The following is a 26114-nucleotide window of genomic DNA, read 5'->3' on the forward strand; positions in this document are numbered from 1 at the left end:
GGGGATCATCCTTGGTGGGCGTGGGTGTTGAGGGTGCAAATCAGCCGGTGCTGCTCCTCGTAGGCCTGGGCAAAGTCCCGGGCCAGCAGGCGTTCGCTCCAGTCGTCGTCCAGGCGCAGGTGCTGGTGGTAACGGGTGTAGGCCCGCCAGTGACGCCCGGCGCTGGCCAGCCAGGGGCGCTTGCCGTCGCGCTCGAAGCGCAGGGTCAGCTGCTGCGGCGAAAAGTGCTCCAGGGTGCTGCGCAGCGCTGCCCGGCTGGCGGCGAGCAAGGCCACCTGATGCGCCTGCAAATCGGTGAAGGCCCGGGCAATGGCCTGGGGCCCGGTCAACTGCCCGGGCTTGTCGTCCAGCAGCAGCCGCTCCAGGGCTTCGCTGGCGTCCGGGGCAAAGCGCAGCGGGTTCTTGCCAACGCTCTGCACCTGGGTCTGGCCCAGGCGCAGTTCGCTCTTCAGTTCGCTGCGGGTGCGCAGGCTCTGCTGCAGGCCGGCGACACTCTGCCTGAGCAGGCTCGCTGCCTTGATGGCCAGCGCTTCCCGGGCCGCCGGATCGAGGTCCTTGAGTTCAACGCCCAGGGCTTCGGCAAACCGTTCCCAGAATGGCTCGCCAGGGCTCTGGAGCGACGCCGCCGGGCTGGCTGGCGGGGGCGGCGCGGGCGCCACCAGTTCGGGCACCCGCAGGTGCTCGGTGTCGATCCGCGCATAGTCGGCGAAGGGCTCCAGGGCCTGGGGCGGGCTGTCGAGCAGCGCCAGAGGATCGTCCGTCAGCTCGCCCTGCTCCTCCATGGCCAGGACCTTGAGCGGGTCCGGATCAAGAAAGGCGTCATCGGGAATGATGCTGCCCGCGGCCAGCGGTCGGCCGACGTCCAGCGCCAGGGGCGCGCTCGCCGGCAACAGCCACGCGCGCATCACGAAGCCCCCCAGCACATAGGTGCTGCCATGCTCGATGCGCAGCGGCGTGCCCTTGGGCAGGCGTGCGCCGCTGTCCTTGAGGACGATGCCGTTGCTGCTGGTATCGGTGAGGAAGAACGCCCCGTCCCGATAGCTGACCTGCGCGTGGTGATTGGACAGATGCCGCTGGCGATCGGGAATCACCCAGTGACAATCGGCGCCGCGGCCGATCCGCCCACCGCCCTGGCCGAAGGTCTTGCTGGCACTTGCGGCAGGCAGGTGCTGAGGGCTGTCGAGCATTTCAAAAACCAGTTCCATGGTGCTGCTCCTTGCGCTCACTTGCCGCGGTTGACCGTCTGCGGGTCTCCGAGCGGGCGGTAGCTGGGGTCATTGAATTTGTAATTGCCGCTGCAACCGCCCAGGTGGCCGAAAACCACCAGCAACAGCAGGACAAGAGGCCAGGGACGCACGGACATCAGCAGTTCTCCGAATCAAGGTAAGGGGCACGGCGCCGAACGGATCGGGCGCCGCCGGTCAGTGACAAACACCACCACAGCGCGCTCATGAGCAGGACGCCTCGGGTTCCAGCGGCTGGATCTGCAAGCGCGCCAGGCGGTAATGCAGGGCACGCCGCGACATGCCCAGCTCGCGGGCGGCGTGGGTGCGATTGCCGCCGTGCTTGTGCAGGCACTCCAGCAACAGGCCGCGCTCGACCTGTTCCATGCGCAGCCGCAGGTTCAGGCTCGGCGAGTCGTCCGGCGCCGGGCGTTGCAGGAGCAAGTGCTCGGGCAGCAGTTCGCGGCCTTCGCACAGCAGTACCGCCCGTTCGACCAGACCCTTGAGCTCGCGCACGTTGCCGGGAAAGGCGTAGCCGCCAAGCAGTTGCAACGCCGAGTCGGACCACTGCAATGCTTCGCGCTGGAGGAAGGCGCAGGTCTTGTCGCAGAAATAGCGCGCCAGTTGCGCCACATCCCCGGCGCGCTGGCGCAGGGGCGGCAGTTCGATGGGGAACTGGCCAAGGCGGTAATAGAGGTCTTCGCGAAACTCGCCGCTGCTGACCAGGGTCGGCAAGTCGCGGTGCGTGGCGGCGATGATGCGCACATCGATCTGGCGCGGCTCGGTGCTGCCCAGGGGGCGGATTTCGCTTTCCTGCAACACCCGCAACAACTTGGCCTGCAGCACCAGCGGCATGTCGCCGATTTCATCCAGCAGCAGCGTGCCGCCCTGGGCCGCCTCGAACAGGCCGATGCGATCGCTGTCGGCACCGGTGAACGCGCCTTTGCGGTAGCCGAACAATTCGCTCTCCAGCAAATGCTCGGGCAAGGCTGCGCAGTTCTGCACGATGAAGGGCTGCAAGCGGCGCGGTCCGTAATCGTGGATGGCCCGCGCCACCACCTCCTTGCCGGTGCCGGTCTCGCCCTGGAGCAGCACCGTGTAAGGGCTGTGCAGCACCTTGCTGATCAGCTGGCAGGTCTGGCGCATGGCCGGGCTGCTGCCAATCAGCCCGTAGTCGCCGACGCGGCGCGGCGCCTCGGCCTCGACCGGCGGCGTGGCCAGCGCATGCCGCCAGTGTTGCCGCAGGCTGCGCTGGGCCAGCAGGAAGCTGCCCGACAGGCGCAACGAACCGGCAAACCCCTGCAACCGGGCAGGCTCGCGGCTGGCGCACAGCAGCAGCCCTTGCACCGCGCCCTGGGGGTTGGCCAAGGGCACGCACAGCAGCGAGCGCCAGGCACCGCCCGCCTCCGGCAGGAAATCGGTCTGGTACAGGCCGCAACCCAGGTCGGCGAGGAACAGCACGCGGTCCTGGCACAGCGCGAACTGCAACAGCTGTTCGCCGTTGTAGTCCGCCGGCAGCTCGGCCACCGGTCGCGGTCGCGCGGCATCGCTCAGACACTCGGCGCAAAGCTCCAAGCGGGTATGGGTGGCGTCCAGCAGATACAGCTGGGTCAACTGGCAACCACTGAGCCGGGCGACGGCCGCCACGAAGTCCGCCAGCAGACTGGCCTCGTCGCCGCTGCGGGCCAGGTCGCAGTACATCCCCAGCAGGGATTCGGCATAGGCCAGTGGTTGGGCAATCTGGGTAAACATTCGGGTGTCCTCAAGCAAACTCGCAGACCACGCCGCCATCTGCATCCACCGTGGCGTACACCTGCCCAAGGGTCTCGCCGCTGGCCATGGCCTGCAGCAGGCGATCGGCGACCCGGGGCAGCAGGTGCGCCTCCAGCAAGTGGTCGATCAGTCGCGCACCGCTGTCGCTCTGCCCGCAGCGCCGGGCCAGTTGCGTCACCAGTTCCTGGCAATGACTGAACTGCAGTTGCCGGCGCGCCAGGCGCCGGCCCAGGCGCTGCAGCTTGATCTCGATCAGCTCCCGCAGCACCGGAGCGTCCACCGGGTAGAACGGCACCACGCGCATGCGGGCCAGCAGCGCCGGCTTGAAGTGGGCGCTGAGCAGCGGACGGATCGCCCGCTCCAGATCCTCGGTGCTGGGGCGCTGCGGGCCCTGGCACAGGGCGTCGATGCGTTCGCTGGCAAGGTTCGAGGTCATCAGGATCAGGGTGTTGCGAAAGTCGATCGCGCGCCCCTCGCCATCGTTGGCCAGGCCCTTGTCGAAGATCTGGTAGAACAGGTTGAGCACGTCCGGATCGGCCTTCTCCACCTCGTCCAGCAGCACCACCGAATAGGGCTTCTGCCGGACCGCTTCGGTGAGCATGCCGCCCTCGCCATAACCGATGTAGCCGGGCGGCGAGCCGATCAGCCGCGAGACGCTGTGTTTCTCCTGGAATTCGGACATGTTGATGGTGGTCAGGAAGCGCTCGCCGCCGTACAGCAGGTCCGCCAGGGCCAGGGCGGTCTCGGTCTTGCCGACACCGCTGGGGCCCACCAGCAGGAACACCCCCACCGGTGCGTCAGGCTTGTTCAGGCCCGCGGCGACGGCGCGCATGGAACGGTCGAGGGCCTGCACCGCCTGTTCCTGGCCGCGGATCCGCGCTCGCAGATCGTCGGCGAAACTGGCCACCCGGGCGTTGTGCTCCCGGGCCAGTTGCTCCAGGGGCACACCGGTCCAGGCGCTGATGACTTCGGCCACCAGCCGTGGACACACTTCAAAGCTGACCAGGCGCTCTGCGGTTTGAGCACTGCTCAACAGGCCGTGGACCGCCTCCAGTTCTGCCTGCAGGGCATCCAAATCCACGGTTGGCCGGCCCTGCTCCGGGTCCTGGGGGCTGGCGCTCGCGGCGGCGCGGGCCTGGGCCAGTTCCTGGCGCAGGACCAGCAGGCGCTCGGCCAGCCGGCGCTGTTCGAGCCAGCGTTGCTCCAGGGCCTGCCGCTCCTGCTCGGCCTCGATCAGGCGCTGTTGCAGCTGGGCCAGGGCCGGCCGATCGATACTCAGCCCGGCCTCGGCATCGCGCCGCTGGGCCTGGCACTGGCGCCCGCCTTCGGCCAGCTCGGCCCGCAGCCGTTCCAGGCTCTGCGGCGCCGCCGCCAGGCTGATGCGCACCCGGGCACAGGCGGTGTCCAGAACATCCACCGCCTTGTCCGGCAACTGGCGGCCCGCCAGATAGCGTGCCGACAACTGCGCCGCCGCCACCACCGCGTCGTCGCGCAGGTAAATGCCGTGGCTCTGTTCATAGACCGGGGCCAGGCCGCGCAGGATGGTCACCGCCTCGTCGACACTGGGCTCATGCAACTGCACCGGCTGGAAACGCCGGGCCAGGGCCGGGTCCTTCTCGAAGTATTTCTTGTACTCGCTCCAGGTGGTGGCGGCGATGGTGCGCAGCTCGCCTCGGGCCAGGGCCGGCTTGAGCAGGTTGGCAGCGTCGCCACCGCCGGCGTTGCCACCGGCCCCGATCAGGGTATGGGCCTCGTCGATGAACATGATGATCGGCCGCGGCGCGGCCTTGACCTCGTCGATCACCCCTTTGAGCCGGCGCTCGAACTCGCCCTTGACGCTGGCCCCGGCCTGCAGCAGGCCCATGTCCAGGACCAGCAACTCGACTCCCTGCAACGCCTGGGGCACTTCACCGGCGGCAATGCGCGACGCCAGTTCCTCCACCACCGCGGTCTTGCCGACCCCGGCTTCGCCGACAATGATCGGGTTGTTCTTGCGCCGCCGGGCGAGGATATCCACCATCTGGCGCAGCGCCTCATCGCGGCACAGCACCGGGTCGAGCTTGCCGTCCCGGGCCTGCTGAGTGAGGTTGTGGGTGAAGCGCTGCAACAGCGATTCGCCGCCGGCCGCCGGCTGGCCCGGGGCCGCGGGATCAGCCTGCTGGGCCAGGGCGAAGTCTTTCAGGCGCTGGCTGTTCAGCCGCGCCAGCAGCGGCTGGTAGCGGCTGCCGGCGTAGCGCAGCGGGTTGCGCAGCAGGGCCAGGAGCAACGCCGCCTGCTGCACCTGGGTCTGCCCCAGCTCCAGGCTGGCCACCAGCAAGGCGTCCTGCAGCCATTGCACCAGTTCCGGCGCAAACACCGGGTTGCGCGAGGCACTGTGCTCGGTCCCGGGTTGCAGCACCGCCACCAGCTCGGCGGCCTCGATCCCGGCATCCTGCAGGGCCCGGGCCAGCAGCCCTTGGGGCCGCTCCAGCAGTTCCAGCAGCAGGTCTTCCACCAGGATCTTGCTGCCGCCACGGGCCACGCAACGCTCGGCGCAGCGCTCCAGGTCGCGACGGGTTTCGGCATCCAGTGCCTGGATCAGTTGTGGCAAATCGACGTTGATCATCGGTCTCGTCCTTAATGAGAGAGGCTGCCCAGGGTCACCACGCCATCGGCGCGTTCACGTCCCAGCCAGCTGGTCCAGCCCAGGCGGCAAGCGTTCTGCTCGCCGATGCACAGTTCACGGATTTCTTCCTGGCGCAGTACCAGGCGAATGTCGTAGTCCAACGGGTCGCGCAAGGTGAAGCGCACCAGGGCGCAGAGCGGTTGATAGCCAAAGCCGATCGGCAGGAATTCATGGAAGCGCTGCCAGTCGAGCTCGCGGATGTGGATGCGGAACTTGCCGCTGCGATCGCGCACCCGCTCCCCCAGCACCAGGTCCTCGCCGAGCACGCTGTTGCCCAGGCCCAGGCGGTTGCGCTGCTCGTCGAGGATCTGCACCCGGCGCTCGATGCATTGCTCGATCACCAGCTGCGCATGCTTGAAGTAGTAACGCAGCACCGCCTCGATCAGCGCCGCCGAGTGGGCCCGCAGGCTGAGCAAGCCAAGGTAGGGCAGCAAGCGTTTCCAGTTCAGTTCCCGGGCCTGGCGGATCTCCTCGCCGCCCAGGCCGATCAAGGCGAACAACTGGCTGGAAAACGGGTCCAGGGCGCCGCTGGAGAAGCTCGCGCGATAGCGGTACTTGCGCCAGATCGGCAGCATCAGTCGTTGCAGGCGATGGTGGAACAGATCGAGAAAATACCGGGTCGGGTTGCCCTCCTCGGTGTCGCCCAGGGCCTGCTCGCCATAGAAGGCCGGCAGCGGCGAACCGGAGCCGAACAGGCCGATCAGGTTCAGGCGCAGGCGCGCATGCAAGAGTCCGTGCTCTTCGAAGAACTCCACGCGATCGACGTCGCTACCGGGAAATCCCAGGCTCGGGTTGGCCTGGAACTCCAGTTGATCGTAGAGCTCGTCGTCGTTCATCTGTGGGTGAGCATCGCGCAGTCGATCGACCACCAGCATCACCGCCTGGAACAGCGAGTACTCCCGTATGCCTCGGGACAGCTCGCTTAAAGCAGGGGCTGCAACCCCATGCGTGGCGTCCATTGGTACACCTCTCCTTGTGTACTGTTTACCCGCAGCTCGTGGTACGAATTGAGGCTGGCGTAAAGCGCGAAAAACTCGTTGAGCACGGAAGCGAAGATGAACAGGTCGCCTTCACCGATATAGCCTTGCGGGTCGATGGTCAGCTCGGTGCGCAGGCCCCGCAGCGGCAGGCCACGGTGCAGGCGATCGACGTGTTCGTGACGGATCGACTTGAGCCCCCCCAGCAAACGTTTGCTGACCCGTTCGGCGTGCTGGTCGTAATAGCGCGGCAGGTCGTAGGTTTCGAGAATCACCTTGAGCGCATCGACGTTGGCCAGGGACAGGTAGTTGAGGGACATGTTGCTGATCAGCTTCCACAGGAAATCGCGATTGAGCGGCGGCGCGAAACTGGACGTGGCCGCGGTGATATTGCGAAACCTGAGGAAGTCCGGCGTTGCCTCGCAGGACAGGTTGATGTCCCCGAGCTTGAGCTGCCGGGGCAGGTTCTGGTTGGTGCAGGTCAGCTCGATGGACAGGGTTTCCTGGGCCTCGGTGTGGCGGATGGCGAAACTCAGGTAGGTGTCCAGGCCATCGTGCAGCAACGATGAACGCTGGCGGATGCTGTAGTGCGGACGGCTCTGGGGCACGTCGAAACTGGGGTCGTGCTCGAAGGATTCGAACGCGACATAGTCCTGGTAGCCGACCCCGCCCGGGGCCCAGCCGGTGACCGAATCCACCGAGAACACGCCGCAGTTCTCCAGGTCGTATTCGGCCGGCAGCAACAGGTATTCGTCCTGCTTGCCGTCGAGGCGGATCGGCAGCGCGTCGTGCTTGAACAGGTTGACGATGGGGGTGCAGTACAGCTTGACGTTATCCAGGGTCGGCCGCAGGCGCTGGATACCGCTCTTGCGGATATCGAAACGCAGCTCCAGCCCGCGCACCTGCTTGAGGCGGTCTTCGGGCAACGAACGCAGTACCTGCAGGCCATCCAGGTCGACGAACAGGAACTTGTCCTGGAAGGAGAAATACTCCTGCAGATAGCGGTAGCCACGGAAGGTGTTCAGCGGGTACGGGATCAGCGCTTGCTCTTCGGCAAATCCCACCGGCTGCACTTGATTGCCGGGAATCTTGAACGACAGCGGATCGCCATTGGCCCCCTGCAACGGCGCGCCACCTGCCTGCAACGGCACCAGCTCGATACTGTCCAGGTTGCGCAGCAGGCTCAGGTAGAGCATCTGACTGATGTAGCGCTCACCGGCCAGGTGCAAGCGCAAGCGGCTGAGCGCAAGCTCACCGACATGACCGTCACAGCTCATCTCCAGGCGCAGGCTGAGCAAGGCGCCGTCGCCCTTCACCGAATAGGTCAAGCCGGTCAGGTCCAGGGGCAGCACCTCGGTGGGGTAGCAGGTGCGAAAACGACAGCGCACCTCGTTGACCGGCTGGCTTTCCACGGGAGTGTCACGGGCCACCGCCACCGCCGGCCCCGAGCGCTGCAATGGATCGAACTGCAGGATGCTGAACGCCGGCAACGGCCGCATGTAGTTGGGCCACAGCAGATGCATCAACGAATGGCTGAGCTCCGGCAGCTCGTCATCGAGCTTCTGCCGCAGACGCCCGGTGAGAAAGGCAAAGCCTTCCAGCAGCCGCTCCACATCCGGGTCCCGCCCGGCCTGCCCGAGAAACGGAGCCAGCGCCGGACTACGCTCGGCAAAACGCCGACCCAACTGGCGCAGTGCGGTCAGTTCGCTTTGGTAGTAGTGGTTGAAGGACATGGCGTACCTGCCTGCGTCTCTGTTAAAGGGGCGAGCATATGAAAACCCTGACTTGGATCAGTGCTCAGATTCGATTCGTGTTACTTGAAACCGTAAAAAACCACCGCGCTCTACAACCGGACAATGGCGCAGAGGTTCAACTACCAAACGACTGACAATTTCAGCGCCCCACTCTGAGCAACCACTTTTCCAGCCACATCCTGAGTAAAACTGCCAACATCATCAGCCCTCCCTCAAGTAGCGAATACACGATCGCCCGTACGGGATAACGCGGATAAAAATAAAAAAATATCGAAATCATCAACAAAAAAATTACTAAAACCTTCCACTTGAAACCTGAAATTAAAAAAACCACAAAACTCATTAAGACAAACAGGTAGAACATCAAGCCACTGGTCATGGCGATAGCAATACCTCGAGATGTAAACCCTCCATAAATCGAAACATAAATACCGACAAGATAGTCATGCAAAAATATATAAATCACACAAAACAAAAGGTGTATGCAAATACCAATACCTTGCCTGACACTCATCGCTGCCAAACTCCATACCTGTCTATATCAGACTGTGAAATAGGGCGAGTCAGCCTGGTCTTCGAGGTGGGTGCATACACTGCGTCTGCTGTCTCTATTTCATAAGGAATGCCTCGATCAAGAATGGTGTGCTGTTTCACTTCGAGCCTGAAATTTTCAGATGCCCACAAGGCTCCCCTCAAGATCATGAAATTGTCGTAAACGTCTCCGGGCCCTGTTTCCGCTGGCTCGTAGAATTTTCCGCTTCCCCACCTAATTCCTGTCTCTCCTGTTTTCCTGATAGCAAGATCCTTGTTCCGAGTCTCTCTCCAGTACTTCCTGAAGGTGTTGACCGCATAGGGGATCTGCCCAATACCGTCGGTCCAGTAAGGTTGATCCTGCATCAGTACTAAAAGGTATCCATCCCCTCCCTTATCAGATTTCTTCCAGTCCCCAGGAAGCAAACTATGAAAACTGATCGACAATCGATCAACAATTGCAAACTCTATGAGTTCTCCCCAGGTGACATGTTTGTAGGCAAGATATACATCTGCGCCTTTTCGGGTTGACTCTGGATTTACCCAGATCAACCGCCTGTAGTAACGGGCCAATGGCTCAAACCATTGAATCTTCTCCTCGTACAACTTTTCTGCAGTCAATATACGGAACGCCTTATCACCGGACTCAGGCCTCAAACCAAAAATAGGAGTGCCATTCTTTCTCGTGATCAGCCAAATGTCCGGCAACTTCAGTTGTGCTCCCGCAACATCCGTCGCCTCGGTTGTTTCTGCTTCCAGCTTTAATTTTGTAGCCCCTCCCTCCGTCAAGAAGACATGATTAATACCGTCGACAACAATGACTGTCTTCACGTCTATCACTCCGCAGAAACCAGCACGTTGAGAACCTCCGACTTTCTTCCAGTCGAAATACCGCTCGAAACACCCGTTGAAGTCGTACCGCTCTTTTCAATTCCACTTTCAGAACGAATGAAAAACTGCAGATCCTCAACGACTTTTCCGCTTGCAGTCCTGAACTCAAGAAATTGATTGAATTCGCCGGCCATGACCAAAGGCAACGGCGCCACAAACGGTGCCGGGACATGGGTATCGCCAATGATCACCGTCCCTGATCCGCCTATCACCGTGTTGCCGTGACTGCCCAGCGAGCCCAGAGTGGCGGCCGGCCGACCGTTGATGAACACGGTGCTGCTCAAGGCACCGCTCAGGGCTCCGCCACAGGCCGACACGTCACCTTCGCGCGCCGCCGGCAAGCCGTCGAACAGCACATCCGCTGAGCCGCTGGCGATGGGGCTGACCCCATGCCCGGGAATCGGGCAAGCCGTTGGATCGCTGAGCCGCGCCGCAGGTTTTCCAGACATCCTTGTGCACTCCTTACTTGACCCGTACCTGCCCGCTGCCATCCAGCCGCGCGGCAAAGCTCACCTGGCGCCTGACCCCTTCCACCTCCAGCAGGCCTTCGATGCTGAAGGCCAGCTTGAGGGGATCGTGGTCCCGGGACAGTGGCTTGACCCGCACGCCGGACAGCCTGGGCTCATAGGTTTCGATAAAGCCTTCGATCGCCTCTCGCGCCTGACTCAGCGCGTCGTGCAGGCTCAGGCGCATGTCGTTGAGATCCGGCAGCCCGTAGTCGGACAGTGTCTGCACACTGCCCGCCCGGGTGCTGAGCATCTTCGCCAGATGGGCAGCCACCGACGCCATGGCGGCCACTTCGCGACTCCAGCCGACGCGCTGCTCGGCCTCGCCGCTGAGGCGTTCGAAAAGGCTGCCGTATCGACGCATGGCTCAGCTCCTGCCCTATTCCTTGTCCAGCTTGCCCACCAGCGACAAGGTGAAGTCCGCCCCCATGTACTTGAAGTGCGGCCGCACGTTGAGGCTGACCCGGTACCAGCCCGGCTCACCCTCGACGTCGCTGACGATGATCTGCGCGGCACGCAGCGGGCGTCGGCCACGCACTTCGCTGCTGGGGTTCTCCTGGTCGGCCACGTACTGGCGGATCCACTTGTTGAGTTCCAGTTCCAGGTCGGTGCGCTCCTTCCAGGACCCCAGTTGCTCGCGCTGCAGCACCTTCAGGTAATGGGCCAGGCGGTTGACGATCATCATGTAGGGCAGCTGGGTACCAAGCTTGTAGTTGAGCTCCGCCGCCTTGCCCTCGGCGCTGATGCCGAAGAACTTGGGTTTCTGCACCGAACTGGCGGAGAAGAACGCGGCGTTGTCGCTGCCCTTGCGCATGGTCAGGGAGATGAAACCCTCTTCCGCCAGTTCGTACTCGCGCCGGTCGGAAACCAGCACCTCGGTGGGAATCTTGGTTTCGATCTCGCCCATGCTCTCGAAGTGGTGCAGGGGCAGGTCCTCCACCGCGCCACCGCTCTGCGGGCCGATGATGTTCGGGCACCAGCGAAACTTGGCGAAGCTGTCGGTCAGGCGAGTGCCAAAGGCGTAGGCGGTGTTGCCCCACAGGTAGTCTTCGTGGCTGTTGGCGACGTTTTCCTTGTAGACGAAGGATTTCACCGGGTTTTCTTCCGGGTCATAAGGGTTGCGCAACAGGAAACGCGGCAGGGTCAGGCCGATGTAGCGGGCATCCTCGGACTGACGGAAGCTCTGCCACTTGGCAAATTGCGGGCCTTCGAAGTGGTCCTTGAGATCCTTGAGGTCCGGCAGCCCGGTAAAGCTTTCCAGGCCGAAGAACTTCGGCCCCGCCGCAGCGATGAAGGGTGCATGGGACATGCAGGCCACGCTGGACACGTACTGCATCAGCTTCACGTCCGGCGAGCTGGGGGACATGAAGTAGTTGGCGATGATGGCCCCCACCGGCTGGCCACCGAACTGGCCGTATTCAGCGGTGTAGATGTGTTTGTAGAGGCCGGCCTGCATCACTTCCGGAGAGTCCTCGAAGTCGTCCAGCAGGTCCTGCTTGGAGACGTTGAGGATCTCGATCTTGATGTTCTCGCGGAAATTGGTGCGGTCCACCAGCAATTGCAAGCCACGCCAGGCCGACTCCAGCGACTGAAAGTCGGGATGGTGGAGGATCTCGTCCATCTGCTGGCTGAGCTTGGCGTCGATCTCGGCAATCATCCGATCGACCATGGCCTTCTTCACCGGCTCGCCGCTGTTCTGCGGTTTCAGCAACTCTTCTATAAAGGCCGAGACCCCGCGCTTGGCGATGTCATAGGCCTCGTCATCCGGGGTCAGGCGCGTCTCGGCGATGATGCTGTCGAGGATGCTGTATTCACTGCTGTCCTGGTGCTTCTGCTGTGCGGCACTGCTGCTCATGTTCGAGCTTCCTTGGCTGTTGAGGGCTCAGTCTTGCAGGGCGGGGGCGGCGTTCAGACCCAGTTCACCCAAGACTCGGTCCCGGGACTGGTCATCGGCGAGCACGCCTTCGATGGCTTTGCGAAAGGCCGGCGCGTTGCCCAACGGCCCCTTGAGCGCCACCAGGGCGTCGCGCAGTTCCATGAGTTTCTTCAGCTCCGGCACCTGCTCCACCAGGCTCGCGGGATTGAAGTCCTTAATCGAATCAACCCGCAGTTGCACCGCCAGCTCGTCGCTGCCGCCGTCGTCCTGCAGGCGATTGGGCACGCTCAGGGTCAGGCGCAGTTCCTGCTTGGCCAGGACCTCGTCAAAGGTCATCTTGTCGATGCTGATGGGTTTGCGATCCTCGACCTTGCGCTCGTCCAGGCGCTGGGTGTAATCGCCGATCGCCAGTAGCTTCAACGGCAGTTCGATTTCTTCCTGGGCGCCGCCGGTGGCGGGCTTGAACGTGACGTTGATCCGTTCCTTGGGGGCTACAGAGCCTTCTTTGGCCATGACACTTCTCCTTGGGATTGTTGGCCCTGGGGCCTATTCGAGTACCACCTCGAGATCGAGATGGCACAGCCTGCGGTAAACCTCTTCCTTGCGTTCGCGCACCGCGTGGTTCTGCGGCAACAGCTCGCAGCAGTTGTGCAGCAGCTGCAGCACCTCCAGCGCCAGTTGCGGCTCCCAGGCCTGCAGGCCCGAGTGCTGCAACTGCTGGTCGAGCGTCTCCAGTTGGGTCTTGGCCAGTTCGTACTTCTTGGCCGTGAAACACAGGCGCGCCAGGCTCAACTGCCAGAAGAACCGCACCCGCCCGCCCTGGGCGTTCTGCAGTCCCTGCTTGAGCACCTGCACCGCAGCCTTGAGGCCGTCCTTGCGCAGGGTCGGCAGCACCTCGTCCAGGGCCTCTTCCCAGGCCGGCAGGTGGCTGTCCGCTTCGACCTTGCGCGGCGCATCGGCACTTTGCAGATGGGGCAGGACCTGGGCGCTGACCCAGGCGCGAGTGGCCGGATCGGCAAAGGCCACACCATCATGGAAACGCAGTTCGATCAGCCCGGGCAGGCGTTGCAGCAGCAGGGCGAAATGGAACTCCACCTCGCGCATGGCCGACTCGGCATTGAGCTCCTGCAGGCACTCCCAGACCATGCGCTGGCCGTCGAACCAGAACGGCGCCCGGGCCAGACTGGCCTCCAGTTCCACCAGCAGGTCGGCGTACTGGCCCTGGGCGAAACGTTCCTGGTAGTGACGCAACTTGTCCGCCGGCAGCCCGCGCAAGGCGGTGACCTGCTCGGCATTGCGCTCGGGCACCGCATCGATGGCCAGCCACATCAGGGTGCGATTGAGGCGCAGGGCCCGTTGATCGGTGGCTTTCTGCCGCAGCCACCAGGCGCACAGCGGCCGAGCGTTGTCCTGCTGGGCGCGCAGGGCCTTGTGCGCGTCCTTTTCGTTATCGATGGGCGAGCCGGGGGTAAAGAGCTGCGCCGCCGCCTGCTTGACCTGGGCCACCACACTGCCCACGGCGCCGGGTTCAGGCTGCTGGTCCGCCGCCCGGGTGACCATGCCCTGCAGACGCCGGCAGATCGGCAGCAGCAAGGGCGCTTCGTCCCCCAGGTGCCGGGTCAGGATGCCGTCCAGCCCCTGGATCTGCTCCACCAGACGCCGAAACAGCGGCAGTTGCTCCTTGACCGGCACATCGTCGTCGAGGGCTTCCTGCAGGCGCGGCACCAGCCAGGCGATCGCCGCCGCACGGGTGCGCGGCTTGGCCGGGTGCACCTGCTGCCAATGGTGCTCGCACAGGTGGCGCAACAACCCCAGGCCCGCCAGCAGGCCAGGGAAAGACTCGCGCTGATGCAGGGCCCAGGTCAGCCAGGCGGCGACCCGCAGATCCTTGGATTGATCACGCAACAGGGCTTCGCTTTGCTCCTGGACCTTCAGCCAGTCGATCTGACCGTTGGCATGCAGCGACTGGGCTTTGCCCAGCTCGTTTTCCAGGGCTTCGTATTCGTTGGAGAAGCGCACGTCCTCGCCGGCGAAACTGTGCTCGTGCACCGGGGCCTGGGCGAGTTTGAGGTGATGGGAATACAACTTGCGCGAGTAGCTCATAGGTGGCCACTTTCCATGCCCGCCACCTTACTCAGACAGATGCGCTGATTACGCTCTTTATAGAAAAGTCTGACAGAGGTGGGAAACAAAGTGCGCACTGGAACTACCGGATATCCATTCAGGTGGCAAAACCCTAACGGAACACCTCAGGCAAAAATATAGGATTTTTCTTATATAGATTGATAAACCTCTAGTACAAATATGTTTAAGTTCTTATGCGCAACTTATTGCACAGTTATATTCAGGCTCATTCAACCAGCATTATTTGCAGCAACCCCGCTTGAACCACTGACGGCGCACGGGCCGCACGACCTCAATTGGCCCCGGACTTATCCGCGCTCAGCACTTTGCGCTGTTGCAGGTAAATAACTCCATCGCCGTCGAATGCGAGTACTTCGTTGGCACTCAAGGTTTCACCGTCGCCGCCCTCATATTTAAGCCAGCCTTCATCCCACAGGTGGCCACTTTCATACCGCACTTGAATGAAGTAATAAGGCGGCTCGGCGCGGGTGATTTCAATGTAATGCCCCCCATCGGCCGCGCCCTGCCACTGGGCATTGGGATGCTCGGCCAACCCATGGGCGGGAGCCTTGCTGAAGTCCATCAAGGCCACCCAAAGTGCAATCAGCACCAGCACCAGCGCCAGCCCGCCCACCGTCATCAGAAAACGCTTCAACCAGATCAATCCCTAATCTCCAGCACCTGGGCCGTTCATCGGCGGCCCGCTCGGGCCGGGGGCATTCTCTGCCCCAGCCACGCAACAGCGCAATAAAAAGCCCCCGGACAACTTGCCAGGCGCGGCCGGCCCCTGCAGCCTTGGCGCCTGAACGGTCCATGGACCACACGCCCTCGCCCCTCGACAACGGAAACACCTGACATGCGCATCACGCTCACCGCCCTCCACAGCGACCCGTCGTCTGCCTTGTGGGTCGACTTCCGCTGCGCGTTCGGCGAAGGCCGCGGCCAATGGCTGGGAGCGCCGCCCCAGGTGGCCCAGGAGCACGAAGTAGAGCTGAGTCTGGAGGATGAGTTCCGCTGGCAGCACAACCTGTGGGCCAGCGCCGGGCCTGAGCCGCAAATGACCAGGGACAAGGACGGACTGCACATCACCGGACAGTTGCTCCAGGTGGACGAGGACGGTGGCGCGGCCCTGGCCATCGGCGCCTCCATCATCCTGCTGAGCGTGCAGGGTTGCACCCGGCCGCTGCCCGGGTTTATCAGCCTGCTGGCCCGCCAAGTGAGCCTGCAACCGCTGGCGCTGTAAGCACCGCCGAGGCAGATCTGGGGCAAGCGCAAGCTTGGGAAGGGTGAAGCAGGAACATCGCCGAACGCGACAGAGGAAGGTGTTCGCCCAGTGCTCTGGCCTTGGCAATCCATGCACCGGTAAAGAGCCCTTGCACCGGGCGAACGCTTGGCATTCTAGTGCAACTGCCCGGGAATGTCCGTGGGCCGATTCTGAATAAAACTGCAACGCTGGACGCTGCCACGCACACCGCCGCTCAATACCCGGTCATCTCCAGATAGCCGCTGCCGCCGTGGCTGCCCTCCAGCGTGATCGGTCCTTCCCAGTAGGGAATGCTCAGCCGCATCCAGGACTGGGGATTCAAGGCCCGGGTCCTGATGTCCAGGCCCTTGTCGGGGATGCTCAATTGCCAGGCGATCGGCAGGCGCCGCCCCTCGACCTGAGCCGTATCCAGCGCCGTCATGCGGATCTGTTCCTGTGCCAGGTTCTGGGTGCTGCCGTCGGCATTGATCCAGGTGCCGGTGATATAGGGCGCGCGACTGTCCTGTCGGACCCGGAACAGCATCAGTCGTTCGCCGCTGTCCAGATGCAGGGAGAACCAGTCCCAACCGCTCTGATCGGCCGCCAGGGGCTGGCTGCTCCACTCCCGATCGAGCCAGGCCGGGCCGCTGACCTCGTACCACTGGCCGTCGATCTGCAACTGGCCCGAGGCCTGGAAAAACGGCTGGCTGTAGTAATAGGACGCCTGCCCCTGATCGGACTTGCGGCTGTAACCGCCCTCGCCCTGCAGTACCAAAGGCCGGCTGCTGGACAGTTGCAACCGATAGGCAAACCCCGGTCCGCTGGCCTGCACCTGCATCCGTGCCAGGGGATTGTCGCCGCTGGACAGGCTGCTCAGGCGCCAGTCATCGATCCAGGCCTGGAACGGCTGCGCCGTGACCCCGGCCTGCCCCACCCCGCCCCGGGCATAACGCTCGGCGGCATGATGGCTGCTGGCCGACGTCGCCGCCGCGTGCCCCAGCCAGACCAGCGGCGCACTCCAGCCGGGCTGCTCCGGCGCGGCGCGCAAGGCGCTGCGAAACAGCGTCCACTGCACGCCGAAGCGGCGGCCTTGAGCGTCCTTGAGGTCGGCGGTCAGGTACCACCACTCGATGCGAAAACCGTCGTGGGGACCATGATCGGCAGGAAAGCCGAACCTGCGCCCCGGCAGCACCGGGGCGAAGGCCGCGGCCTCATTGCCCAGCCCGGCAAACCCCTGGGGCGGCTCGGCGGCAGGTTCGCAACCGCCCAGCAAGGCCAGTAGCAGCCCCGCCAGAGCCCTGCTCAAGCGCTCAATCTTCATGGGCAAAGGTCCTCAACAGATCCGCCGGTTGGGCACGGTACAGGCGAAGCAGCGGCCAGGCCGAAGCCAGCAGGGTCGCCAGCATCGCCAGCCCCAGCAGTTGCACCAGCTGCCCGGGAAACACCCGCAGCGGCAGACGCCAGCCAAAGGCCTGGACGTTGATCACAGTGTCCAGGCACCAGGCCAGGACAATCCCCAAGGGCAGCGCCAGGACCAGAGTGAGCAAGGCCAGCAGCCAGGTCTGGGCCAGGTTCAGCAGCAGCAACTGACGCCGCCCCACGCCCAGGGCCCAGAGCGGCGCCAACTGGCCCAGGCGGCTCTGGCTCTGGGTCAGCAGGCTGATGAACAGCGCCACCCCGGACACCCCCAGGGTCAGGCTGTTGAGCGCCGCGGTGGCGGCGAAGGTGCGTTCGAAGACCTGTTGCGACCAGCCCTTGAGCCGGGCCTGATCGACGACCCGACTGTCATCCAGGTGAAATTGCCGTTGCAGGGCGCCGACCAGCGCCGGCACCGCCGCCGGCGCAAGGCGCAGGTTGAAGCGGTTTGGCGTCAAGTCCGGCCAGTACCGCAGCAGGTGCTCGACGTTCACCAGCAGGTGCCCCCGGGGATTGCCGTAATCGGCGTAGATCCCCACCACCTGTGGTGTCCACTGCCCTTGCGGCACCGACAGTTCCAGGCGATCGCCGACCCGCAGCTTGAGCCGCCGGGCCAGCTGCTCGCTGAGCATCAGGCTGTCCTCGGCCGCCAATCGCGCCCAGGGATCGGCGCCCGCCGCCTCCAGCAACGGCCAGTGCTCACGGTAGCTGTCATGCTCGACCACCCCGTACAGGTCCGCCGGCCAGCCCTGGATCTGCAACGCCACTTGCCAACTGGGCAACAGCGCCGTCACCTGGGGCTGCAACGCCAGCCAGTCGCGCAGCTGCCGGGCCTGTTCGGGGGTTTGCGGATTGACGTACAGCTCGGCGCTCAAGCGTTGCTCCAGCCAGTCGTTGAAAGTCTCGCGAAAACCCGCGGTCATGCTGCCAGCGCCGATATTCGCCGCCAGGGCCAGCAGTAGCGCCATCAAGGCCAGGCTCAGGGCTGGCAACTGTTGTCGGCAATCGGCGAGAAACCACTGCCCCAGCACCCCGCGACTGCGCCCCAGCAAGCCGCCCAGCACCGCATCGAGCAGCACCGGCAGGCCCAGGGCGGCCTCCAGCAGCAAGGCCGCCATCAACACGAAGCCACTGGCCAGGCTGTCACCCCATTGCCAGGCCGCCAGGGCCACCAGCACCGCCAGGCCAGCCACCACGCCCTGACGGCGCAGCCAACGGGCATGGGCCTGATGCCAGGCCTGGGGATTGGCCAGGGCCAACAGCGGCAGGCGCGCCGCCCGCAGCAGGCTGGCGCCACCGGCCAGCAAGGCGCCCAACAGGCTCAGGCCGATACCGCTGAACCACCACCAGGGACTCAGGCTCAACTGCCCCGCCACTTGCGCGCCGTACAAACCCCGCAGGCTGGCGGCCACGTCCGGCAGCAACACGCCAGCCAGCCAGTAGCCGCTGACCACTCCCGCCACCGCACCCAACAGCGCCAGCCCTCCCAGCTCCAGGCTCAGGCAGAGGATCAGCAAGCGCGCACTGACCCCGCAGGCCCGCAAGGTGCGCAGCAAGCCCCGCCGCTGTTCCAGGGCCAGGCCGATGGCGGCATGCACGATAAACAGCCCGACCGCGAAGGACAGGAACCCCAGGGCATCCAGGTTCAGGTGAAAACTCTCGGTCAGGCGCGCCAGATCGCCCTGTGCCTGCCCCTGGCGCAACACCAATTGCCCCCTCAGGGCCTCGGGCAACGGCGGCGCGCTGGCGGCAAACTCCCTGGGCAGCAACAGCCGGCTCAACTGCCCGGGCTGGCCCAGCACCTGCTGGGCAAAGCCGATGTCCATCAACAGCACTCCCGGGGCCATGTCCGCCCGCACCCGCAGCGGCGGCAAACGCTGGCCGTTGAGTGCCGAGGGCTGCTCGCCCGGTTGCAAGCCCAGGCTGGCCAGGGTTTGTGGCGCCACCCAGGTCACCCCCGGCGGGCTGAAGAATTCGACCATCTGCTGCAGCGCCAGCGTCTGCCCGGCCACCGCGGCACCGGCAGGCAGGGATAACGGCTCGATGCCCATCACTTGCAGGGACAGGTCGTCATGGCCCGGCAACTGCAGGCGCCCCTGCAGCACCGGCGACACCGGCCAGCCGGCCCGGCGCAGGTCGACGAACCACTGCTGGGCAACACTGGCGCCACTGGGGCTGCTCAGGCTGGCCTGGGGCTCGCCGCCGATCAGTTGGCTGGCCCGCGCATAACTGTCCCGGGCCTGGCTGTTGAGGGCCAGTACTCCGGTCAACAGGCTGGTGGCCAGCCACAGCCCGGTGAGCACGCTGAAAAACTGCAGCGGATGCCGACGCCAATGGCTCAGCAACGCCTGCAGCGCCGTCACCAGGACCCGCATCTCAACCCCCGACCGGGTCGGCCAGACGACCCCGATGCAGCACCACGGTCTGTTGCAGGCGGCTGGCCACCCGCTGGCTGTGGGTGACCATCAGCAGGCTGGTGGGGCTGTCGGCCAACAGCTCCAGGAGCAAATCCAGCACCTCGTCGCTGGTGGCTTCGTCGAGGCTGCCGGTGGGTTCGTCCGCCAGCAGCAACCCGGGTTTCGCCGCCAGGGCCCGGCCCAGGGCAACCCGCTGCTGCTGGCCGCCGGAGAGCTGCTCCGGATAGCGCCGCAGCAGCTCCCCCAGGCCCAGGCGCGCCACCAGCTTCGCCTGCCACAGCGGATCGAAGCGCCCGGCCAGGCGCGCCTGGAAGCTCAGGTTGTCTTCCACCCGCAGGCTGCTGATCAGATTGAACTGCTGGAACACCAGGCCCACTTCAGTACGGCGCCAGTCGGCGCGCTGGCCCTCGGTCATCTGCTCCAGGTGCTGCCCGCCGATGCGGATGCTGCCGGCGTCGACCCGATCGAGCCCGGCGATCAGGTGCAGCAAGGTGCTCTTGCCACTGCCCGACTCGCCCATCAGCGCCAGACTGCTGCCGCGCTGCAGCTGCAGGTCCACGCCCTGCAGCACCGCCAGCGGGCCCTGGGGCGTGGAGTAACGCTTGAAGACGCCTTGTACCTGCAGCATGGGCTGATTCGTCCGAGCAGAGAGGGAGCCAAGGATAGCCTGCGCAGCAGCGCCCCTATCGGGGCGTGCCGGTGAAATATAGTATTGCGCCACTTTTTTCTGGCAGGACGCACAGATGAACTACACCCAGGCCCAATTGAAGTACCGGCTGCAGATCGCCGCAGGCACATTGCTGTTCACCGGCGCGCTGATTTCCACGCTGTTCTCCACCCTGAAAATGCTCCACTGGCGCCTGGACAGCTACACCGCCATGGCGAGCACCATCAACCGCCCGATTCAGCAGTTCACCCTCATGGTTTCGGAAAACACCCGGGCCCTGGACTGGTTCTGGGACAACAGCCCGACACCCAGCTTCATCGACCTGAGCTACTCCTCCCACTGGAAGTTCCTGCTGATCTACCTGCTGATCTTCGTCGGCGCCGCCCTGTTCGCCTCGGGCCGGACGCTGATGCGCAAAGTCGAGGCCGTGGAACCGCTGATCGAGGCCCAGCTCAACGCCCCGGTCGAGGACGGCATGCCCGCCAGGACCCTGCAACAGCTGGAGGAGTCGACCCTGGTGGAGGCCGCGCCAGCGTTCTTCAGCCAGACCCGCCTGCTGGTGGTCTGGCCCCTGGGCGGCGCCGCGATCTACCTGGGCCTACTGTGGCTGCTGGGCATCCTCTGAGCCCGGCGCCGGCTGATCGAGCAGCGCCTCGGCCACTGGGTACTTGACCAGCACCCGGTTGCGATACAGGCATTCCTGGCGCAGCAGCTCGGCGTCCTGGCCCTTGGTGCGAATGTCGCGCCAGATCTGGTTCTCGCGGTACACCCGGGTGCCCTCGCGCACAAAGCGATGGGCCCGCTGATAGACGTGATAACGATGCTCGCGCGGCCGCTCGCAGAGCAGCTCGCCCTCCAGCTGCTGCGCCCCCACATGCAGCTTGAGCTGCAAGGTCTGCGGCCCGGGGTTGTACAGCACCAGGTCGATGTAGTTGTAGAAGATCGCCGCGCCGGAACCGAAGGGCAGCACCCGGCCCTCGTCGGGGAACGGGTCGAAACTGTGGTTGGCCCGCTCCACCACCTCAAGCGGCGAGTGAATCGCCATCCAGTGAATCAGGTTGCTCAACTGGCAGATGCCACCGCCGATGCCGCTGCGGGCCTCGCCGAACGACAGCTCCATGCCCTCGACAAAACCACGCCGGCGACTGGGCCGGCCCACCAGCTTGCAGAAGGAGAAATACTCGCCGGGGGCAATGCGCACGCCATCGATGCAGGCCACCGCCAGCTTGAGGTTGATCACCTTGTTGTGCTGCAGCGCCAGGTCGGAATCGCCCAGGGTGCGAATCAGCTTCGAGGTGTGCTTGATCAGCCGATGGGGCAAGCGCGGGCTGCCGCCCTCGGGCCGGGCGTAACGGCGCCCGGAACAGCGCCAGGCCAGGTGGCGCATCAGGCGTTTCTGGCGCACCCGCAGCCAGTACAGCAGCGGGTGGTACGAGGACAAGGGTTTCATCGATGGGTCAACGGCGGCCCGGCGCACTGGCGCAGGAGCCGGCTTCGTCCTTGAAAAAAAGAGCGGCATCTTAGCGGCAAGCCTGCGCCCATGCCAGAAGCCCCGCACCCGACCGCCCGTACTGAAATGCCCGGTACCGCTGGCCCGGCCCTAGCCCAGCAACTGGCTGAGCACGGCCCGCAGCTTACCCGGCTTCACCGGTTTGTTGAGCAGCGGCGCCCCCAGTTGCTGCAACGCCCGGCGACACTGGTCGCTGCGGTCGGCGGTGATGATCACCGCCGGCAGCGGCTGCTGGAAATGCTCGCGCAAGTGCTGCACCACCTGGCACCCGGTGACCCCGTGATCCAGGTGAAAATCCGCCAGGATCAGTTCCGGCGCCCGGCCCTGGAGCACCGCCAGGGCGGCCGCCTGATCGGTGGCGATGAGCACTTCGCAGCCCCACTGCCCGAGCAACGCGGCCATGCTTTCAAGGATGCTCAGCTCGTTGTCCAGCACCAGCAAACGCCGCCCTGGCAGCGGGTTGCCGGTGCCCGGCTGCGGCGCCTGCAAGCTGATGGGCAACGGCACCCGGGCCGCCAGGGGCACCTCGATGCTGAACCGCGAACCGCGTCCCGGCCACGATTGCACCTGTACCCGGTAACCGAGAATCTTGGCGATGCGCTCGACGATCGCCAGCCCCAGGCCCACCCCCTTGCGGTCGGCGGCGCGCCCCACATCCAGCTGGTTGAATTCCAGGAAGATCGACTCCAGGCGGTCGGCGGCAATGCCGCGCCCGGTGTCCCACACCTCCAGTCGCAACTGCTCGCCCCGGCGCCGCGCCGCCAGCAGAATGCTGCCGCGCTCGGTGTAGCGGCAGGCATTGCTGAGGAAGTTGCGCAGAATCCGCGTCAGCAGCCGCAGGTCGGTGAACAGGGCGAAGTCACCGAACTTCACCCGCAGCTCCAGGCCCGCCGCCTCGGCCACCGACTGGAACTCCGAAACCAGCGGCGCGAGCAATTCATCCAGGCGATAGACCGCCGGGTCCGGCTTGACCGCGGCCTGATCGAGCCTGGAGATGTCCAGCAGATCGGTGAGCAGGTCCTCGGCGCCTTCCAGGGCCTGGTGGGTGCGCTCCACCAGCAGTTGCTCGGCCGCTGGCAGACGCCGCTCGCGCAGGGTGGAGATCAGCAGGCGCGCGGCATTCAAGGGTTGCAACAGGTCGTGGCTGGCGGCGGCCAGGTACTTGTCCTTGCTGCGGTTGGCCGCCTCGGCGGCGTCCCGGGCCTCGCGCAGGTCGCGCTCGATACGCTCGCGCCGGGCGATCTGCTGTTGCAGGTTGCGGTTGGCTTCCAGCAGTTCATCGGTGCGCGCAGCAACCCGCTGCTCCAACTGGTCGTTGAGCTGCTCCAGATGCTGCTGGGCCAGCTTGCGCTCGGTGATGTCGGCGACGAACCCCTCCACCAGCCCGTCCTGGTCGGGCTTGAGCAGCAGGTTCATCAGCACGTCGATGCTGCTGCCGTCCTTGCGTCGCAACTGGGTTTCATAACCCAGCAGGCTGCGCTGGCTTTGCAACTGCTCGCCAATGACCGCCAGTTCCGCGGCGCCGCCGACGAACAGATTGCCCGCCAGGTCGGCCAGGGAAAACAGCACTTCCTGCGGGTCCTGATACCCCAGCATACGCGCCAGGGCCGGGTTGGCCGCGCGCAGGCCGGCCTGCAGGCTGGCCTGGAAGATCCCGTGCACCGCGTGCTCGAACAGCCACTTGTAGCGGTTGCGTTCGGTTTCCAGGTCTTCCAGGCGCGCCGCCAGTTCCGGGTAGTGGCTCTTGCGCGCCGAGTGATTGCCCAGCCCCAAGAGCCCGGCCAGGGCCCGTTGCTGGTCGTCAGAGGGCCTCGCCATACACCACCTCGACATCACGCTGGCTGGATTCGCGAGGGTTGGTGAGGATGCACGGATCATCCATCGCATGCTGGGAAAGGAACGGAATGTCGCTGCTGCTGACCCCATGCAGGCCCAGGGTTTCGTGGAAGCCGATGGCGTGCTTGAGGGCGATCAGATGCTCCACCAGGCGCCCACAGATCTGCCGCTGGTTGAGCCCGCGGCAGTCGATGCCGAAGGTTTCGGCGATCACCTTGAAACGCTCCGGCGCCGCGCTGTAGTTGAAGGCCACCACATGCTCCACCAGCACCGCGTTGCACAGCCCGTGAGGCAGGTCGAGAAAGCCTCCCAGGCTGTGGGACATGGCATGCACCGCGCCGAGAATCGCGTTGGAGAACGCCAGCCCGGCCTGCATGCTGCCGAGCATGATCTGCTCGCGCAGGGCGATGTCCCCGGGGTTGGCGATCATCTGCACCAGGTTGCCGTTGATCAGGCGCATGGCTTCCAGGGCATGGGGATCGGTGAGCGGCCCGCGGCCGGTGGAAACGAAAGCCTCGATCGCGTGCACCAGGGCGTCGATGCCGGTGCAGGCGGAGAGAAACGGATCCATGCCCAGGGTGGTTTCCGGGTCGATCAGCGACACATCCGGCACCACCGCCTTGCTGACGATGGAGAACTTCATCCGTTCCTGCTGGTTGGAGATGATGACGAACTGCGAGACGTCCGCCGAGGTGCCGGCGGTGGTGGGAATCATGATCAGGGGCGGGCTCGGCACGCGGATCATGTCCACCCCTTCGAACTCCAGGATGCTGCGCCCGTGGGCCACCACGATGCCGATGCCCTTGCCGCAATCCATGGGGCTGCCGCCGCCGACGGCGACAATCACATCGCAGGCGTTTTCGCGGTAGACCTCGGCGCCCTGCATCACCTCCTCCACCCGCGGGTTGGGCGACACCTGGCTGTACAGGCAATAGTCGACGCCCTGGGCCTGGAGGCTGGCCTCGACGTCGGCGACCCAACCGGCGGCGATCACCCCGGGGTCGCTGACCACCAGCACCTTGCGCGCACCGAAGGTCTTCGCATAGTTGCCGACGTTATGCCGGCAACCGGCGCCAAAGATGATTTCCGGAGACACGAACTTGCGCAGCAGACTGAGATTCTGGCTCATGGCGGCAGCCTGTTTTCTTATTGTTCTGAAAGGAGAACGCCAGCCTAAAGCATCCGTTGCTGAAAGCAATCCGACCATTGGGTGGTGGTGATCCGCCCCTGCGTGCCGGCGAAAGCGATCTCGCGCGCCCAACGCACTGTAGGAGCCGGCTTGCCGGCGAAGGCGGTCATGCGGGCCCCTTCGCCAGCAAGCTGGCTCCTACGGTGTGCGGTGTGCGGTTCGCGGCATACGGCGTGCGATATGCGAATCAGAGGTGAATATCCATGCCGTCATGCGCCACTTCGATGCCGCGGCGGGTCAGTTCCGCGCGCTCGGCGGAGTCTTCGTCGAGGATCGGGTTGGTGTTGTTGATGTGGATCAGCACCTTGCGCGCCCGGGGAAAACGCTCCAGCACTTCAAGCATGCCGCCGGGGCCGCTTTGCGCCAGGTGGCCCATTTCGCTGCCCAGCTTGTCGCCGACGCCACAGACGCGCATTTCATCGTCGCGCCACAGGGTGCCGTCCACCAGCAGGCAGTCGGCGCGCTCCATCCATTGCAACAGGGCCTCATCCACCTGCCCCAGCCCCGGGGCGTAGAACAGGCTGGCGCCGCTGCGCCGGTCCTCGACGAACAGGCCGATGTTGTCCCCCGGGTGCGGGTTGCCACGATGGGGCGAATACGGCGGCGCGCTGCTGCGCAGGGCGATGGCCCGCAAGGCGAGCTCCGGGCAGGCCGGCAGGCTGAACTCGCGACCATCGAGGTGAATGGGTTGCCACTGCAAGCCGCCGTTCCAGTGGCTGAGCATGGTGAACAAAGGGAAGCCGCTGCACAGGTCCTGATGGACCATCTCGGTACACCAGACCTGATGCGGGCAGCCTTCGCGCAAGCTGAGCAGGCCGGTGCAGTGGTCAATCTGGCTGTCCAGCAGGATCACCCCGGCCAGGGCGGTGTCGCGCAAGTGCCGGGCCGGCTGCAGCACCGGGAAAGACTCCAGCTGCGCGCGAATGTCCGGCGAGGCGTTGCACAGGATCCACTCGTTGCCGTGGTCGCTCAGGGCGATCGACGACTGGCTGCGCCGCTGGGCGCGCAGGCTGCCGGCGCGCACCCCGGCGCAGTTGCGGCAGTTGCAGTTCCACTGGGGAAAACCGCCGCCCGCCGCAGAACCGAGAATGCGGATATGCATGACGCGCTCCTTAGGGGCAAAGAGCTCCGGTCGACACCAGTACCGGCCGGAGCGGGACGGCTCAGCGGTTGGCGAAGTACATGGTCACTTCAAAGCCGATACGCAGGTCGGTGTACGCGGGTTTATGCCACATGGGGTCAAGCCTCTTGTTGTGCCGGGGGATTCCGGTAGAGGCATTAATGCACGGGGCGCGTGGCGGCCGAATGCTACTTTGGGACGAGCTGGCGGGGTGCGTTGGTAGGGGGAGATTGGGGTGATCTTGCGGGCTTCTTCGCCAGCAAGCTGGCTCCTATAGGGATGGTGCTGGTGCGGGCTTGCCCCGGTAGCTGCGCTCACAACGCACACGGGGAGGTGCCCACCCATGAGCCCTCCCCGTGTCCGTCCCGCACAAGCGCGGTGGCACCCAACCACCGC

Annotated in this window: 25 protein-coding genes; 2 read left to right on the forward strand and 23 right to left on the reverse strand. The window is 64.9% G+C overall.

What is annotated here, in order from left to right:
* Positions 1-5 precede the first annotated feature (5 nt).
* From tagH to BLV47_RS18715, 14 genes are all read right to left on the reverse strand, one after another.
* The gene (gene tagH, locus BLV47_RS18650; RefSeq protein WP_092315993.1) at positions 6-1205 is read right to left on the reverse strand and encodes a type VI secretion system-associated FHA domain protein TagH; all 1200 of its coding nucleotides are present in this window, start codon (positions 1203-1205) and stop codon (positions 6-8) included.
* A 17-nt stretch (positions 1206-1222) separates the two neighbouring features.
* Positions 1223-1363, reverse strand: a complete 141-nt coding sequence (locus BLV47_RS18655; RefSeq protein ID WP_092315995.1) for a type VI secretion protein — start codon at positions 1361-1363, stop codon at positions 1223-1225.
* 85 nt (positions 1364-1448) lie between these two features.
* A complete protein-coding gene (locus BLV47_RS18660; protein ID WP_092315998.1) occupies positions 1449-2975 on the reverse strand; it encodes a sigma-54 interaction domain-containing protein in 1527 nt (508 codons plus the stop codon).
* 10 nt (positions 2976-2985) lie between these two features.
* Positions 2986-5601 (reverse strand): type VI secretion system ATPase TssH, encoded by a 2616-nt coding sequence (gene tssH, locus BLV47_RS18665; RefSeq protein ID WP_092316000.1) that lies wholly within the window; start codon positions 5599-5601, stop codon positions 2986-2988.
* An 11-nt stretch (positions 5602-5612) separates the two neighbouring features.
* Positions 5613-6620 (reverse strand): type VI secretion system baseplate subunit TssG, encoded by a 1008-nt coding sequence (gene tssG, locus BLV47_RS18670; protein WP_092316002.1) that lies wholly within the window; start codon positions 6618-6620, stop codon positions 5613-5615.
* Positions 6584-8371 (reverse strand): type VI secretion system baseplate subunit TssF, encoded by a 1788-nt coding sequence (tssF, locus tag BLV47_RS18675; protein WP_092316004.1) that lies wholly within the window; start codon positions 8369-8371, stop codon positions 6584-6586. Before tssF ends, tssG begins: the two co-directional genes overlap by 37 nt.
* Before the next feature lie 160 nt (positions 8372-8531).
* On the reverse strand, positions 8532-8906 hold the full coding sequence (locus BLV47_RS18680) for a hypothetical protein (protein WP_092316006.1): 375 nt from the start codon (positions 8904-8906) through the stop codon (positions 8532-8534).
* Positions 8903-9754 carry a hypothetical protein gene (locus tag BLV47_RS18685; protein WP_092317308.1) on the reverse strand — a complete coding sequence of 284 codons (852 nt, stop codon included), beginning with the start codon at positions 9752-9754 and terminating at the stop codon, positions 8903-8905. Before BLV47_RS18685 ends, BLV47_RS18680 begins: the two co-directional genes overlap by 4 nt.
* Before the next feature lie 5 nt (positions 9755-9759).
* On the reverse strand, positions 9760-10263 hold the full coding sequence (locus BLV47_RS18690) for a PAAR domain-containing protein (RefSeq protein WP_092316008.1): 504 nt from the start codon (positions 10261-10263) through the stop codon (positions 9760-9762).
* A gap of 13 nt (positions 10264-10276) precedes the next feature.
* Positions 10277-10684, reverse strand: coding sequence for a type VI secretion system baseplate subunit TssE (gene tssE / locus BLV47_RS18695; RefSeq protein ID WP_092316010.1), 408 nt, complete (start codon positions 10682-10684; stop codon positions 10277-10279).
* Positions 10685-10699: 15 nt separating this feature from the next.
* A complete protein-coding gene (gene tssC, locus BLV47_RS18700; RefSeq protein WP_016965107.1) occupies positions 10700-12175 on the reverse strand; it encodes a type VI secretion system contractile sheath large subunit in 1476 nt (491 codons plus the stop codon).
* Between the two features lie 27 nt (positions 12176-12202).
* On the reverse strand, positions 12203-12709 hold the full coding sequence (gene tssB, locus BLV47_RS18705; RefSeq protein ID WP_092316012.1) for a type VI secretion system contractile sheath small subunit: 507 nt from the start codon (positions 12707-12709) through the stop codon (positions 12203-12205).
* A 33-nt stretch (positions 12710-12742) separates the two neighbouring features.
* Positions 12743-14299: a type VI secretion system protein TssA gene (tssA, locus tag BLV47_RS18710; protein ID WP_092316014.1), complete on the reverse strand. Its 1557-nt coding sequence runs from the start codon at positions 14297-14299 to the stop codon at positions 12743-12745.
* 313 nt (positions 14300-14612) lie between these two features.
* Positions 14613-14984 (reverse strand): hypothetical protein, encoded by a 372-nt coding sequence (locus BLV47_RS18715; RefSeq protein ID WP_092316016.1) that lies wholly within the window; start codon positions 14982-14984, stop codon positions 14613-14615.
* A gap of 192 nt (positions 14985-15176) precedes the next feature.
* On the opposite strand from BLV47_RS18715, the gene BLV47_RS18720 reads away from it, so the two are divergent.
* Positions 15177-15563, forward strand: coding sequence for a hypothetical protein (locus BLV47_RS18720; protein ID WP_092316018.1), 387 nt, complete (start codon positions 15177-15179; stop codon positions 15561-15563).
* Positions 15564-15798: 235 nt separating this feature from the next.
* Here BLV47_RS18720 and BLV47_RS18725 read toward each other — a convergent pair whose 3' ends face one another.
* From BLV47_RS18725 to BLV47_RS18735, 3 genes are read right to left on the reverse strand one after another with little or no spacing between them, the layout of a single operon-like run.
* A complete protein-coding gene (locus tag BLV47_RS18725; RefSeq protein WP_092316020.1) occupies positions 15799-16884 on the reverse strand; it encodes a lipocalin-like domain-containing protein in 1086 nt (361 codons plus the stop codon).
* The gene (locus BLV47_RS18730) at positions 16874-19354 is read right to left on the reverse strand and encodes an ABC transporter permease (RefSeq protein ID WP_092316022.1); all 2481 of its coding nucleotides are present in this window, start codon (positions 19352-19354) and stop codon (positions 16874-16876) included. Before BLV47_RS18730 ends, BLV47_RS18725 begins: the two co-directional genes overlap by 11 nt.
* Before the next feature lies 1 nt (position 19355).
* Positions 19356-20024 carry an ABC transporter ATP-binding protein gene (locus BLV47_RS18735; protein WP_092316024.1) on the reverse strand — a complete coding sequence of 223 codons (669 nt, stop codon included), beginning with the start codon at positions 20022-20024 and terminating at the stop codon, positions 19356-19358.
* A 115-nt stretch (positions 20025-20139) separates the two neighbouring features.
* On the opposite strand from BLV47_RS18735, the gene BLV47_RS18740 reads away from it, so the two are divergent.
* Complete coding sequence (locus BLV47_RS18740; RefSeq protein WP_092316026.1) at positions 20140-20688, forward strand: YniB family protein; 549 nt, start codon at positions 20140-20142, stop codon at positions 20686-20688.
* Here the strand turns inward: BLV47_RS18740 and BLV47_RS18745 are convergent.
* From BLV47_RS18745 to pqqA, 6 genes are all read right to left on the reverse strand, one after another.
* Complete coding sequence (locus tag BLV47_RS18745) at positions 20662-21513, reverse strand: VanW family protein (RefSeq protein ID WP_092316028.1); 852 nt, start codon at positions 21511-21513, stop codon at positions 20662-20664. The genes BLV47_RS18740 and BLV47_RS18745 overlap by 27 nt on opposite strands.
* A gap of 150 nt (positions 21514-21663) precedes the next feature.
* A complete protein-coding gene (locus BLV47_RS18750; protein WP_092316030.1) occupies positions 21664-23391 on the reverse strand; it encodes a hybrid sensor histidine kinase/response regulator in 1728 nt (575 codons plus the stop codon).
* Entirely contained in the window at positions 23375-24538 is a 1164-nt protein-coding gene (gene ercA, locus BLV47_RS18755; RefSeq protein WP_092316032.1) for an alcohol dehydrogenase-like regulatory protein ErcA, read from the reverse strand. The genes BLV47_RS18750 and ercA overlap by 17 nt, the downstream gene beginning before the upstream one ends.
* 44 nt (positions 24539-24582) lie before the next feature.
* The gene (locus BLV47_RS36755; RefSeq protein WP_265534531.1) at positions 24583-24708 is read right to left on the reverse strand and encodes an immunoglobulin domain-containing protein; all 126 of its coding nucleotides are present in this window, start codon (positions 24706-24708) and stop codon (positions 24583-24585) included.
* 77 nt (positions 24709-24785) lie between these two features.
* A complete protein-coding gene (gene pqqB, locus BLV47_RS18760) occupies positions 24786-25700 on the reverse strand; it encodes a pyrroloquinoline quinone biosynthesis protein PqqB (RefSeq protein ID WP_092316034.1) in 915 nt (304 codons plus the stop codon).
* A 61-nt stretch (positions 25701-25761) separates the two neighbouring features.
* Positions 25762-25833, reverse strand: coding sequence for a pyrroloquinoline quinone precursor peptide PqqA (pqqA, locus tag BLV47_RS18765; protein WP_011060521.1), 72 nt, complete (start codon positions 25831-25833; stop codon positions 25762-25764).
* Positions 25834-26114: the final 281 nt, after the last annotated feature.

This window comes from Pseudomonas saponiphila (genome assembly GCF_900105185.1).
GTDB classification, from domain to species: Bacteria; Pseudomonadota; Gammaproteobacteria; order Pseudomonadales; family Pseudomonadaceae; genus Aquipseudomonas; species Aquipseudomonas saponiphila.